Raw genomic sequence first — 14,028 nt, 5'->3', positions numbered from 1 at the left:
CATCATGGCCAAGGCATATAACGACAAAGAAATCTGGTTCTTCACCGGAAGCCAGGACCTGTACGGCGAAGAAACCCTGCGCCAGGTTGCCGAGCAATCCACCGAGGTGGCCCGAGCACTGGACGCTTCGGAGCAGGTTCCGGCAAAGATCATCTGGAAGCCAGTGCTCAAGGACTCCGAGTCGATCCGCCGCGCCATGCTGGCGGCCAACTCGGATGAGAACGTGCTGGGTGTCATCACCTGGATGCACACCTTCAGCCCGGCCAAGATGTGGATCAACGGCCTCAAGGCCCTGACCAAGCCGCTGCTGCACCTGCACACTCAGGCGAACGTAGAACTGCCATGGGACTCAATCGACTTCGACTTCATGAACCTGAACCAGGCCGCGCACGGCGACCGCGAATACGCTTACCTGGCTACCCGCCTGGGCGCTGCGCGCACCACCGTGGTGGGGCACGTGTCCAACCCTGCCGTTGCCAAGCGCATAGGCACCTGGATCCGCGGCGCTGCCGGTTTCCACGCCGTGCAGAACCTGAATCTGGTCCGCTTCGGCGACAACATGCGCAATGTCGCAGTCACCGAGGGAGATAAGACCGAAGCCGAAATCCGCTTCGGCGTTTCGGTGAACACCTGGGCGGTCAACGACCTGGTCGAAGCCGTAGAAGCCGTGTCCGAAACCGAGGTCGACGCACTGGTCGCCGAATACGAGCGTGAATACGACGTTGTCGAAGAACTGCGCGCTTCCGGTGCCCGCCATGAGTCGTTGCGCTACGTAGCGCGCCAGGAAATCGCTTTGGAGACCTTCCTTGGCGCAGCGCACGCCAAGGCCTTCACCACCAACTTCGAAGATCTGGGCGGGTTGAAGCAGCTGCCAGGCCTGGCCGTGCAGCGCCTGATGGGCAAGGGCTACGGCTTCGGTGCCGAGGGTGACTGGAAGACCGCGGTGCTGGTGCGTGCGGCCAAGGTCATGGGCGAAGGCCTGCCCGGCGGCGCCTCGCTGATGGAGGATTACACCTACGATCTGACCCCGGGCAAGGAACTGATTCTCGGCGCCCACATGCTGGAGATCTGCCCGTCGCTAACCACCTCCAAGCCGCGCGTGGAAATCCACCCGCTGGGTATTGGAGGCCGCGAGGATCCAGTACGCATGGTCTTCAATGCCGACGCCACCGAAGGTGCGGTCGTGGTCTCCATGGCCGATATGCGCGAGCGTTTCCGCTTGACCGCAAATGTCGTCGACGTGGTCACCCCGCCGGCAGACCTTCCCAACCTTCCGGTAGCCCGTGCCGTGTGGAGCCCGCGTCCGGACTTCAACACTTCGTCCGAGTCCTGGCTGGCCGCCGGCGGCGCGCACCACACCGTGATGTCCACCGCCGCAGGGCTGGAGGCATTCGAGGTGTTCGCTGAAATCGCGGGCACCGAGCTGCTGGTCATCGATGAGGAAACCACCCGCCGGAACTTCGCGCAGCAGATTCGCGTGAACCAGAGCTACTATCGCTTGGCTCAGGGTTTCTAACAGCTCACAAGGCCCTTTCCCATGGTTATGCACGTGCTGCAATGCGCGTGCATAACCAATGAGTAAGGAATCTTAATTTATTTACATTTGGGGTGGCTCAAATCGCTGTGTTAGCGCTAACATGATGTGAGCTCAGTCTCATTATCAGATATGGCAACCTTTCAAGGAGGAAAAGATGGCATGGAATAACTGGACCCGCAAAGCTGCGGCAACGGTAGGATCACTGGCGCTGGTTGGCGCATTGGCGGCTTGCAGTGGCGGTGGCGCCGGCGGTGGAGCAGGTGCTGGCGGCGAAGAGTCGACTGCCCCAGAGGACATCCAGGTCGGTGTGGCTATGCCAACCGAAACTTCGGAGCGTTGGATCGCTGACGGTGAAGCCGTCAAGTCCCAGCTGGAAGAAGCTGGCTTCGAAGTCGACCTGCAGTTCGCCAATGACGACATCCCAACCCAGCAGCAGCAGATCGACCAGATGATTACCAAGGGTGATGACATCCTGGTAGTCGCCTCCATCGATGGCACCGCACTGTCCACCCAGCTGCAGGCCGCAGCGGACCAGGGCATCCCCATCATCTCCTACGACCGCTTGATCAACGGCACCGAGAACGTCGACTTCTATGTCACGTTCGACAACTACAACGTCGGCGTGCAGCAGGCTACCTCGCTGCTGACCGGCATGGGCCTGGCTGACGAAGAGGGCAAGCGCACCGACAAGAAGGGCAAGTTCAACATCGAGCTGTTCGCCGGTTCGATCGACGACAACAACGCGCACTTCTTCTGGAAGGGCGCCATGGATACCCTGAAGCCATTCCTGGACGACGGCACCCTGACGGTCAAGTCCGGCCAGACCAAGATCGAGCAGGCAGCCACCCTGCGCTGGAGCCAGGAAGAAGCCCAGTCGCGCATGGAAGACCTGATCACCGCCCACTACAAGGGCGGCAAGACCCAGATCGACGGCATCCTCTCGCCATTCGACGGCATCTCGCGCGGCATCATCACCGCACTGTCCAACGCCGGCTACGGCAAGTCCATCGAAGATGGCCTGCCGATCATCTCCGGCCAGGACGCAGAAATCGCTTCGGTGAAGCTGATCGACGATGGCGTGCAGTACGCAACCATCTTCAAGGACACCCGCAAGCTGGCCACCCAGGCAGTAGAGGCCGTGAAGGCCTACGCCGGCGGCGGCGAGCCGGAAGCCAACGACACCGAGACCTACGACAACGGCAAGAAGGTTGTTCCTTCCTACCTGCTGGACTCGGACATCATAGTCAAGGACAACATCACCTCGCTGCTGGTGGACTCCGGCTACTACACCGCCGAGGAAGTCAAGGCCGGCCAGACCAAGTAGTCCAGGCCGCTATCAAGTCGGCGGGGGCGCACTTTCGCTCCCGCCGGCTTGATGCCCAGCTCAAGCAAACACCAAGGACGTCTGCACTATGGACACCACGATCCTGCACATGCAGGACATCACCAAGACTTTCCCCGGGGTCAAGGCGCTGGACGGCGTCAGCCTTTCGGTCCGACAGGGCGAAATCCACGCGATCTGCGGCGAAAACGGCGCCGGCAAATCCACCCTCATGAAGGTGCTCTCCGGGGTCTACCCGCACGGCAGCTACGAGGGCAAGATCATTTTCGAGGGCGAAGAACTCAAGGCCTCGAGCATCAAGGATTCCGAAGCCCAAGGCATCGTGATCATCCACCAGGAACTGGCCTTGGTGCCCTACCTGTCGGTGGCCGAGAACATTTTCCTTGGCAATGAAACCGCACGCGGCGGCTTCATTGATTGGAACAGCACCAACCACCGTGCCGCGCAGCTGCTGGCCCGCGTGGGCCTTGACGAACTGCCGATCACCCCGGTAGGACAGCTGGGCGTGGGCAAGCAGCAGCTGGTGGAAATCGCCAAGGCACTGAGCAAGAACGTGAAGCTGCTGATCCTTGACGAGCCAACCGCGGCGCTGAACGATGATGACTCCGAGCACCTGCTGAACCTGCTGCGCGAACTGCGCGAACAGGGCATCACCTCGATCATCATTTCGCACAAGCTCGGCGAAATCGAAGATATCGCCAACACCACCACGATCATCCGCGATGGCCAGTCCATCGAAGCCCTGGACATGGCGGATCCGGCCTCCAACCAGAACCGCATCATCCGCGGCATGGTGGGCCGCGAACTCTCCGCCCGCTACCCGGCACGCGAACCGGATATCGGCGACGTGGTCTTCGAGGTCGAAAACTGGTCGGTCCAGCACCCGGTGCAGCAAGAGCGCACCGTGGTGGACAACGCCAGCCTCACCGTCCGTGCAGGCGAAATCGTTGGCATCGCAGGGTTGATGGGCGCTGGACGCACCGAACTGGCGATGAGCGTGTTCGGGCACAGCTACGGCCGGAATATCACCGGCACCGTCAAGATGGACGGCAAGCCAGTGGATACCTCCACGGTGGGCAAGGCCATTGCCGCCGGCATCGCCTACGTCTCCGAGGACCGCAAGAAGTTCGGCCTGAATCTGATCGAGGACATCCGCGTGAACACCACGGCGGCCGGCCTGGACAAGATCTCCTCCAAGGGCTTCGTGGACGGCAACAAGGAAATCCAGATTGCCGAGCACTACCGCAAGTCCATGCGCATCAAGACCCCGAATGTGATGGCGAAGGTCGGAAACCTCTCGGGCGGCAACCAGCAGAAGGTCGTGCTGGGCAAATGGCTGCACACCGCTCCGGAGCTGCTGATCCTCGACGAGCCCACCCGCGGCATCGACGTCGGCGCCAAATACGAAATCTACACCATCATCAATGAGCTGGCCGCGGCCGGCAAAGCGGTCCTGGTGATCTCCTCAGAACTACCCGAACTGCTGGGTATTTGCGATCGCATCTACACCCTGGCCTACGGCCGGATGACCGGCCAGCTACCAAGCAGTGAAGCCACCCAGGAACGCCTCATGGAACTCATGACCATCGAGAAGGAAAGCACCCGATGACCATCACAAACGAGCTGAAGGATATCTTCACCAAGAACCTGCGCACCTCTGGCATCTACATTGCCTTCGTGCTCATCGTGGTGCTGTTCACCATCCTGACCAACGGGTTGCTGCTCAGCCCGATCAACATCACCAACATCATCTTGCAGTACTCCTACGTGCTGATCCTGGCCCTGGGCATGATCATCGTGATCGTCGCCGGGCATATCGACTTGTCCGTTGGCTCGCTGGTGGCACTGACCGGTGCGGTCTCCGCGGTACTGGTGATCAAGGGCGACATGCCTTGGTGGGTCGGCATGCTTGCCGGCATCGCCACCGGCGCATTGTGCGGTGTGTGGCAGGGCTTCTGGGTGGCGTACGTGGGGATCCCCGCGTTCATCGTGACCCTGGCCGGAATGCTGCTCTTCCGCGGTCTGACCTATGAAGTGCTGAGCAACGTTTCGCTCTCGCCATTCCCTGGCGAATACGGCCAGATCGCCGGCGGTTTCCTCAACGGGTTGCTGGGCGGCAACGGTTTTGACCTGTTCACCGTGATCATCGGCGTGATCGCCGTAGCCGGCCTGATCGTCTCGCAGTGGCGCAACCGCGCCGGCCGCGCGAAGTACGGCCAGAGCGTTGAATCCATGGCCATGTTCCTGGCCAAGAACATCATCACGGGCATCATCATCCTCTGGTTCTTCTGGCAGATCGCCACCAGCCGAGGCATGCCGATCGTGCTGATCATCCTGGCCGCCCTGATCCTGGGCTACCACGTGCTGACCACCAAGACCGTCTTCGGCCGCCACGTCTACGCCATCGGCGGCAACCTGTCGGCAGCCAAGCTCTCAGGCGTGAACGTGAAGCGCATCAACATGTGGATCTTCATCAACATGGGCCTGCTCTCCGGCGTGGCCGGCGTGGTCTTCTCCTCGCGTTCCAACGGCGCCCAGCCAGGTGCGGGCAACATGTTCGAGCTCGACGCCATCGCGGCCTGCTTCATCGGCGGCGCGTCGACCACCGGCGGCGTGGGCCGTGTGACAGGCGCCATTGTCGGCGGCCTGGTGATGGCGGTACTTTCCAATGGAATGCAGCTGATGGGCGTGGGCGCTTCCACCCAGCAGATCGTCAAGGGTATCGTACTGCTGTTGGCAGTGGCCTTCGACATCTACAACAAGCGCCGCGCAGGCGCCGGCAGCTAGCCTGCGGCTTGCTGCCACGGCCCTCCCGCACGCGATGGCGGGAGGGCCCGCCCATGCCCGATGGTTTCCCAGCACAGCAGAAGGATAACGAAATGGATCGCCAAGCAATGCCGCAACAGGACACCGCCAACGGAACGGTGCTCACGCTGCGAGCCCACGGCTTCACCGCGCAGCTGGCCACGGTGGGCGCCACACTGGTGTCCCTGGACTACGGTGGCCGCCCGCTGGTGCGCGCCTTCGATCCGCATGGCGCGCGCCCGGTGTTCTCCGGCGCCATCCTGGCCCCCTGGCCCAACCGGGTGATCGACGGGGCCTACCACTGGGAAGGCCAGGAGCTGCAGTTGCCGATCACCGAGCCGGAGCGCGGCCACGCGCTGCACGGCATGGTGGCCGATACCGCCTTCGAGATCACCGGGCGCCGCGGCAGCTCCGCCCAGTTGCGCACCGTGATCGTCCCGAACCCCGGCTACCCCTATGAGGTGCAGCTGGTGATCGACTACCGGCTGGAAGCCGGCGGGCTGCGCACCATCGCCACCGCCACCAACCTCGGGCAGGGCACCGCGCCCTTCGCCTGGGGTTCGCACGCCTACCTGGTCGCACCGGGCAAGAAGGCGGATGAATGGACTTTCACCCTGCCAGCCGGCAAGGTGCAGCTCACCGACGGCGCGCGCCTGCTGCCGAAGGAAGTGGTGGAGGTGTCCGGCACCGAGCTGGATTTCCGCACCCCGAAGCCGATCGGGGACCTCTTCATCGATCATGCCTACACCGGGTTGGCCGCCGGCGCGGACGGCTTGTTCAGCGCGTCGATCACCGACACCAAGGGCCTCGGGTCGCAGATCACCTGGGACGAAGCCTGCCCGTGGGTCCAGATCCACACCGCAGACCGCGATGATCCGGCGCTTGACCGCACCGGGCTGGCCATCGAGCCGATGACCTGCCCGCCCGGCGGCTTCAACTCCGGCCAGGACGTCATCGCGCTGGCCCCGGGCGCCAGCCATGAAGCCAGCTGGCTGATTGGCCCGGTCCAGCCGCGATGAGCGGCAGGGAAGTTCGCGGCGCTACCCGCTCCGCGAGGTTTCGTTCCCTGTCAATCCGGTGATCCGCAGGAGCAAGGAGCGCGCCTCGGGGCGCAGCGCGTCTTCCGGCCAGACATCGGGACCACAGGCCCGGGAACCTACGCCATGCTGGGCCGCATCCAGGTACAGCCAGGAGTTGGTTGGTTCCGGCAGCTCGTGCGGATGGGCAGCGCCGGCAAGCTGCTGTGCCGTGTGGCGGCTGAGCGTGAAACCGGGGCGGCGGTCCAATCCGTCGGGCCAGGCCTCGATGCGCAGCCACGGCGCACCGCCCACGCCGAGCTCCAATTCGCGCAAATCGCTGCGGTGCCCTGTTTCCTGCGGACGTGCGTATTCGACCGGCAAATCGTCAATGCTTGCACTGTAGCGGCCTACTCGTGCCGCCAGACGGCTGTCCGGGTAGGATTCGTGCGGGCCCAAGCCGTACCAGGATGCCGAATCGACCTCCTTGCCCAGCTGGAAACGCACGCCGAATCGGGGCCACACCGATGTCCAGCCTCGGCTTGGAACCATATCGATGCGAAGCCACAGGCCGGACTCGTCCAGGCTCCATTGCTCGTCGACTCGGATGGAGCAGGCCTGGTCCGCTGCTGAATACCTGGTCGCCACCTGCACACGGCCCGGACCGGTAGCGACACTGAGCACCCGCGCCTTCAGCCGGTCCAATCCGGCCGCCGTCCAGAGGTCCGCATTTGACGGACCGGGTTCTCCATTGCCCGGGACTCCGTGCTCATCTTCCTGCCAGGGATCAGAATGGTTATAGCTGCCGAAGTGTGCGCCACGGTCATTGTCGGTGGGTGCGCGGAACAACTCCAGCCGCGGCCCATGCACCGGCTGCCCGGCCAACTCCATGAGCTTGCCCTCGGCAAAAACTGCGGCACCAAGCTGCATCCGGCCATTGTCCAGAGGGATCGATGCTCCGCCCGCATCAGCCGAAGAGGGCAACCGTGCGGGTCGCGGCCCCGGCATTGCGGTGGATGGAGCAGCTATCGGCCATTGGGCGCTGGCCACCTCATGGCCCGCGGCCGCCCACGCTGCATCCTCGGCCAGCCGCGCCTCCACGGTTAACCAGTTTTCGCCTGCGGGCAGGGGGTACGGCAAGGCGAGTTCAACCGTGGCAGTTTCGCCAGCTTCCAGCGCGTCGTCAGAGCCGGATACCAAGAATTCTGCACTAGCGACCGGACGCCCGGCCGCTTCCAAGCGCCAGCTGAATGCGAGGTCGCCGCTGTCGGCACTGTGGCGGTCATTCCGGATGCCCAAGCGCACCCGGTGCCCGTCCACGGAGGACAGGGAGAACTTGATCGGGGCGACTACATGCTTGAACTCATGGAGCCCCGGTGAGGCAGTGGAATCGGAGAGGACCAGTCCGTCCATGACGAAGGTGCCATCGTGGAGCTCCTCGCCGAAATCGCCGCCGTAAGCATAGAAGCTCTTGCCATCCGGTGTGCTGGCCTGCAGCCCGTGGTCACGCCATTCCCAGACGAAGCCTCCATGCAACCGGGGATAGCGGTCCACCAGATCCGCATACCGTTGCAATCCTCCGGGCCCATTGCCCATGGCGTGCGCATACTCGCACAACAGGAAGGGCCTGGTCCGCTGGCGCGCGGCCTCTGCGGTGGTGCATCCCAGCAGCGGAGCGGTCATCCGGTCCTCTCCAATTGTCTGCACTTCGGGGAACGAAGCGTACATTCGCGAATACACATCGGTGTATTCTCCGGTGTAGTCGCCTTCATAATGCACCGGGCGGCTGCTATCCCGCGCATGGATCCATGCGGACATCGCGGCAAGGTTGGCCCCGGTGCCGGACTCGTTGCCAAGCGACCACATGATGATTGAGGGATGGTTCTTGTCCCGTTCGAAAGTCCGCTCCATCCGATCAAGATAGGCACTTCGCCAGGCCGGGTCGTCACTGGGATTGCCCTGCCAGCCGTGACGTTCAAATCCGTGGGTTTCCAGATCGTTTTCGAGTATGACCCAGAAACCGAGCTCGTCGGCCAAGTCCAGGAGCCGCGGATGCGGCGGATAGTGGCTGGTGCGAATGGCGTTGACATTGAAGCGCTTCATTAGCATCAGGTCTTCTCGTGCGAATTGCTCATCGAACGCCCGGCCGAGGAGCGGGTGGGTTTCATGCCTGTTCACCCCGTTGAAGACCACTTTGCGATCGTTGACCAAGAACTGGTCGCCTGCAATTCTTACCGTGCGGAAACCTAGCCGCAGGCTGATGGTCTCGCCAGTGCTGGAAACGGTTGCTCCATAGAGTTTTGGCCGCTCAGCGCTCCATGGGGAAACGGCGGGCACTTCCACCTCTCGGATATCCTCGCGGCTTTGCCACACTTCGTCGATTTCCAGTTCGGGAACAACGAAACGTAGCGGGAACGCATCGTCAGCAGCCATGATTTCCGGTGTAATGATTCCGGTACCGGAGGAATAGCCGGTTTTTATCCAGAGGTCGTCAATGCTGCCGTGCGGACGGGCCTTGAGCGTTACCGATCGGAAAATTCCCGGGAGCCACCACTGGTCCTGGTCCTCGACGTAGCTCGAAGCGGAGAATTGGTGCACGCGGACAACGATTGTATTTTCACCGGCGGCTACGGCCGAGCTCACATCGAATTCCTGGGCAAGGCGGCTACCGGTACCCCAGCCAATCATTTGCCCATTGACCCATACCTTGTATCGGGATTCAACGCCGTCGAAGCGCAGCACCAGCCGCTCCATTCCAGAAGTCCAGCTCTGGGGCACTTCGAAGGTCCGCCGGTAGTCGCCGGTAGGATTCTCATCCGGTGGATAGGGCGGGTCGCAAGGGAAGGGAAATTGGACGTTCGTGTACGAAGGGCGTCCGTAGGCGCCATCGGCCTGCAATACCCAGTGCCCAGGGACTGCGATGCTGTCCCAGCTCGAGTCGTCATAGCCAGCATCTGCCATGGACTCGGGAAGCTCGCCTGCCGGCAGCAGTCCGCGCCCTCCGGGCGTGCCCGGTACGCCAGGGAGCCAGCGGAACTTCCACTGTCCATCGAGGCTCAGTTCAGGGGCATCACTGTGGGTCCAGGACGTTGCCGGCAGGCGCCGGCCTCCGCCCGGGGCGGTATCGGACAGATAGGCTGTTGGGGAAGTCATTTAACGGATCCTTCGGTCAGGCCCCCGCGCCAGAAGCGCTGCAGGACGATCATGGCAATGGCCAAGGGAATAGTGGACAGCAAGACGCCGCCGGTGGTCAGCTCGTAGAATTCTGGCAGGCGGTCAACCTGTCCCAGCCAGGTGTTCAGGCCCAGGGTAATTGGATAGAGATCCGAATCGGACAGCATCACCAGGGGAAGGAAATAGTTATTCCAGATTCCGACAAGCTGGAACAGGAATACCGTCACCAGAGCAGGGGACAGGACTCTGAGTCCTATCGTGTGGAAGATCCGCAGTTCGCTTGCGCCATCCAGGCGCGCGGCTTCGAGTAACGCGCTATCCACGGTGCTGGAAGCGTAAACGCGGCAGAGGAACAGGCCGAACGGGGACACCAATGATGGCAGCAGGACACTCCAATAGGTATTGGACAGCCCCATTTCGCTGAACAACAGGAATAGGGGCAAGGCGGTTGCGGTTCCAGGCACGAGAACGCCTCCCAAGACCACACCGAAGACCAGATTGCTTCCGCGGAAACGGTACTTGGCCAGGGCGTATCCGCCAGCTGCAGCAAGGTAAGCGGCAATCAGCGCCCCTGCCCCCGCGTATAGCAACGAGTTCATGAACCAGCGCAGGAAAATTCCGCCGTCATAGGCCAGAACCTGGCCCAGATTTTTCCATAGGACGAAGTCACCGGAGAGGAGGAAACCATTTGTGCTAAACAAGTCCTGGGTCGTTTTCGTTGCTGCAACGACGACCCAGTAGACCGGGACCAGGAAATACAATGCGGCTATGGTCAGCAAGGCCGTGACAATCAGAGCCGCTGGTTTTGAAGAGGAGGGCTTTTCGAAGGACTGGCGGCGGATCAGAGTCATGAGGACTTCCTATTGGTCAGGCGCAGGAAGGCGAATGAGAGCGCGAATGCGGCCAAGGCAATGAGAACGGATTGCGCAGCCGCAACATTGTAGTCGTTGTAGGCGAACGCGGTTGTGTAGGCGGAAAGGTTAGGGGTGTATTGGCTGTCGATGGCGGGTGCGACACTCATGAGAACTTGCGCTTCGGCGAAAAGCTGCAAGGTGCCAATGATGGAGAAGACCGTGGTCAAGACCAGTGCCGGGCTGATGAGCGGCAGCTGGATATGCCATGCCACACGCAGTGGACCCGCCCCGTCCAAGCGTGCGGCTTCGTAGATCTCGCCGGGAATTGCCTTGAGCTGCGCGATGACGATCAGCATGTTGTAGCCCGTGTAGCTCCATGTCACGATGTTGGCGATGGACCACAAGATGCTCTGTGGCCCGAGGAAATCGACTTCCAAGCCGACGGCTGAGGCGGCATCGATGATCGGGCTCAGGCCGGGAACATAGAGGAATGACCAGAGGATAGTGGCAATGACCCCCGGCACGCCGTAGGGCAGGAAGTACGCCGCCCGGAAAAAGGCCGGCCATTTGGCGCTCGCCGACTCAAGCAGCAGAGCCAGGACCGTGCAAAGAAGGATCATGATGGGAACCTGCACGATGCCGAACACGATCATGCGGCCAATCGAAGCAACGAAGGCTTCGTCTCCCAGGGCTTGCGCGTAATTGCCGAATCCAGCGAATTCGCTGTGCACGCCGGCTTCTCCGAACAATCCGCGCCGTGTGATACGGGTGAAGCTGGCTTGTATGGCTGCAATGATGGGCAAGATGAAAGTCAGGGTGAAGAGCGCGAGGAAAGGCGCGAGCAACAGCCACGGGGCGAGCTCAAACCTGCTTGGTGAGGGACCACGTTTTCTCCGGGTGCCTCGGGTGATGGTCGGCGTGCTCATGATGCCTCCTTGCGGATCTTCAGGCCCTTGTTGCGGAATGCCGCAATGATTTCCTGCTCTGCGGATACCACCGAATCGACCAAGCTGGTTCCGGCGGCTTTCCGGCGGAATCCGTCGGAAAGGATATTGAAGGATTGCTGGGTGACCGGCCACCAGCTCCAATTGGGATTCTGCGATTTGCTGGCTGGGACAATGACTTGCTTGTTGTACGATTGCCCGCCGAAGAATTCGGAGGGGCCTTCGCGCGACTCGCCGATGATGCCCGGAACCGGTGACCAGCCAATGCCGCTGTGCGCGATTTCGTTGCTGATCCCGGCTTCCGTGGACGTCATCCAGGCGGCGAACTCCAAGGCCTCATGCGGATGGCGGCTATTAGCCAGAACCGCAACCGTCGATCCGCCCAGGTAGCTGGAGCCGTATCCGCCCGGGGTCCACTTCGGCATCGATGCGACCCTCCATTTGCCCTGTCCGCCAGCGACAGAGCTGACAAGCGCATCAGCCCAGTTCCCACTGGTGACAGAGGCGAGCTGGCCGGATGCAGCCGCAGCATACCAAGACGGGCTGAAGGGCGAGATCGCGGTAGTTACGACATCTTCGTCGATGGCCCGGTCGAAGAACCTGGCGACTTCCAGTGTTGCGTCGTCGGTCATATTAATGACCCAGCCGTCGTCGGATGGCCGAAGCCATTGGGCTCCTGCTTGTGCCGCGTAGGACACGAAGTAGGAGGCATCACTGAGGGAGAAGCAGTCGATGTAGCTGTTGGCTTGACGCAGTTCTGACCCGATCTCGGCCCATTGCGCCCATGTTTCCGGGGCGACGGCGCCGACTTTGTCCAGAGTTTCTGGCTGGTAGAACATTGCCATCGGCCCGGAATCCTGAGGCATGCCGAATATTCCGTTGGGAAAACTGACCTGGCCCCACAGTGACGGATCATATCGGTGAGCGTACTGCTGCGCACCGTACGCCGCGAGATCCACGACGCCATTGACGAGCATGAACTCCGGGAGGGTGCGGAATTCGATTTGGGCCAGATCGGGTCCTCCGCCTGCTGCGAGAGCAGAGTAGAGCTTTGGGTATCCGCCTTGATTTCCACTGGGGATCCAAACCGCCTCAACATGGATATTCGGATGCATGGCGTTGAAAGCATCTGCGACTCGCTGGATATCCTTGAGCCAGCTCCAATATGTCAGCCTGACTTTTTCTCCTGGGGCGGCCGGCGCAATGGTTGGCATGGCATCTGCAGACCGGGGGCCTGCGGTGCCGCATGCAGTCATTACGCCCAGGGCGGCGGCGCCCAGGCCGGCCTTGAGAAGGCGGCGTCTTGTTGTCAATGGCATCCGTGCTCACTTAAAAGTAGTTTTCTTTATGGTGCCCGGGACGAGGGCATGTGAAATAGGTTACTGCAAAAATAGAGTGATTACTCAGTTTTGGTCAAATTTCTTGTTTGCCGATCATGCTGGCTTGCTAGGCCGATGCATCATTTTCGAATACTGCTGGGCCTACCTACACTGAGTAACTGTGACGAGCAATGAATCCGGCCGCCGCCGGCGCGGTCCATATGCCAAATCTGCAGCCCGAAGGGAACAGATCGCCCAGGCTGCCCTCCAGGTATTCGGCGCGCGGGGGTATCGCGGCGGAACTGTGCAGGATGTTGCCGACGCGGCAGGCATGAGCCAAACCAGCGTTTTGCACCACTATCCGAACAAGCAGGAACTTCTCATTGCCGCTCTCAAGCGCCGCGACGCCGTCACCGACGGCACGCCGGGCACTGGTGAGTGCTTTGCCCAGTCCATTGTCGAGCAAGCGCAATTCAACGAGGGTGCCGCGGAGTTGATCGAGCTCTACGCAGCCCTTTGCGGGGAATCAACCACTTCCGATCATCCGGCGCGCTCGTATTTCGAGGCCCGCTTCGAGCGCTTGCGCGGCGAGTACGGCGCTGAATTCGAATTCATGAAGAGCATTGGTCGGCTGCGCCCCGGGGTGGACCCGCATGTGGCGGGAGCGTCGCTGCTGGCCCTGTGGGACGGGATCCAAGTGCAGTGGCTCTTGTCTCCCGACGATGTTGACATGGCTGGCACCCTCAAGGCGTATCTGGACCTGGTCATTTTGCCTGAATCATGAGGGGTGTTTGCCGAAATTGGCTCCGGGGCGCCGTAGCCGCGCGAAAATCCAGCTCCCCACTGCGCGCGGACTTGGCGCAAGCAGGGCGAAGCACTTGCAGCGGCACGCCGGAGCGATGGTCCCGAAGTATTTCCGGGGCTGATATCTACGTTCTCGGGCTGCCCGGCAAGTGGACGGGTCTGGTTGAAAATATGTTCAAATGTGTTCAAATATGTTTGAGTGTGTTTGAATTAGGGATGTATCGCTTTACGAA

General features: G+C 61.6%; 10 protein-coding genes. 6 read left to right on the top strand and 4 right to left on the bottom strand.

The window, feature by feature from the left end; genetic code table 11:
• Positions 1-4 precede the first annotated feature (4 nt).
• The 5 genes from araA (at position 5) to AARI_RS17915 (ending at position 6,703) form a co-directional block, all read left to right on the top strand.
• On the top strand, positions 5-1,516 hold the full coding sequence (araA, locus tag AARI_RS17935) for an L-arabinose isomerase (RefSeq protein WP_013350651.1): 1,512 nt from the start codon (positions 5-7) through the stop codon (positions 1,514-1,516).
• Positions 1,517-1,691: 175 nt separating this feature from the next.
• Positions 1,692-2,861: a multiple monosaccharide ABC transporter substrate-binding protein gene (gene chvE / locus AARI_RS17930; RefSeq protein ID WP_013350650.1), complete on the top strand. Its 1,170-nt coding sequence runs from the start codon at positions 1,692-1,694 to the stop codon at positions 2,859-2,861.
• Between the two features lie 88 nt (positions 2,862-2,949).
• Positions 2,950-4,488 (top strand): multiple monosaccharide ABC transporter ATP-binding protein, encoded by a 1,539-nt coding sequence (gene mmsA, locus AARI_RS17925; RefSeq protein WP_013350649.1) that lies wholly within the window; start codon positions 2,950-2,952, stop codon positions 4,486-4,488.
• Positions 4,485-5,666 (top strand): multiple monosaccharide ABC transporter permease, encoded by a 1,182-nt coding sequence (mmsB, locus tag AARI_RS17920; RefSeq protein ID WP_013350648.1) that lies wholly within the window; start codon positions 4,485-4,487, stop codon positions 5,664-5,666. The genes mmsA and mmsB overlap by 4 nt, the downstream gene beginning before the upstream one ends.
• A 53-nt stretch (positions 5,667-5,719) precedes the next feature.
• A complete protein-coding gene (locus AARI_RS17915; protein ID WP_013350647.1) occupies positions 5,720-6,703 on the top strand; it encodes an aldose 1-epimerase family protein in 984 nt (327 codons plus the stop codon).
• A gap of 21 nt (positions 6,704-6,724) precedes the next feature.
• Here the strand turns inward: AARI_RS17915 and AARI_RS17910 are convergent, their stop codons facing one another.
• Genes AARI_RS17910 through AARI_RS17895 form a run of 4 tightly spaced genes read right to left on the bottom strand, consistent with a single transcriptional unit; the run spans position 6,725 to position 12,991 of the window.
• The gene (locus AARI_RS17910) at positions 6,725-9,853 is read right to left on the bottom strand and encodes a glycoside hydrolase family 2 TIM barrel-domain containing protein (RefSeq protein ID WP_013350646.1); all 3,129 of its coding nucleotides are present in this window, start codon (positions 9,851-9,853) and stop codon (positions 6,725-6,727) included.
• Positions 9,850-10,725 carry a carbohydrate ABC transporter permease gene (locus tag AARI_RS17905; RefSeq protein WP_013350645.1) on the bottom strand — a complete coding sequence of 292 codons (876 nt, stop codon included), beginning with the start codon at positions 10,723-10,725 and terminating at the stop codon, positions 9,850-9,852. Before AARI_RS17905 ends, AARI_RS17910 begins: the two co-directional genes overlap by 4 nt.
• On the bottom strand, positions 10,722-11,654 hold the full coding sequence (locus tag AARI_RS17900) for a carbohydrate ABC transporter permease (RefSeq protein WP_013350644.1): 933 nt from the start codon (positions 11,652-11,654) through the stop codon (positions 10,722-10,724). Before AARI_RS17900 ends, AARI_RS17905 begins: the two co-directional genes overlap by 4 nt.
• Positions 11,651-12,991 (bottom strand): ABC transporter substrate-binding protein, encoded by a 1,341-nt coding sequence (locus AARI_RS17895; RefSeq protein ID WP_013350643.1) that lies wholly within the window; start codon positions 12,989-12,991, stop codon positions 11,651-11,653. The genes AARI_RS17900 and AARI_RS17895 overlap by 4 nt, the downstream gene beginning before the upstream one ends.
• Before the next feature lie 181 nt (positions 12,992-13,172).
• Here AARI_RS17895 and AARI_RS17890 point away from each other — a divergent pair, with 181 nt between their 5' ends.
• Positions 13,173-13,775, top strand: coding sequence for a TetR/AcrR family transcriptional regulator (locus AARI_RS17890; RefSeq protein ID WP_013350642.1), 603 nt, complete (start codon positions 13,173-13,175; stop codon positions 13,773-13,775).
• The last annotated feature ends 253 nt before the right edge of the window (positions 13,776-14,028 follow it).

This window comes from Glutamicibacter arilaitensis Re117 (genome assembly GCF_000197735.1).
Classification (GTDB): Bacteria; Actinomycetota; Actinomycetes; order Actinomycetales; family Micrococcaceae; genus Glutamicibacter; species Glutamicibacter arilaitensis.
This window is presented reverse-complemented; position numbering and strand designations above follow the sequence as displayed.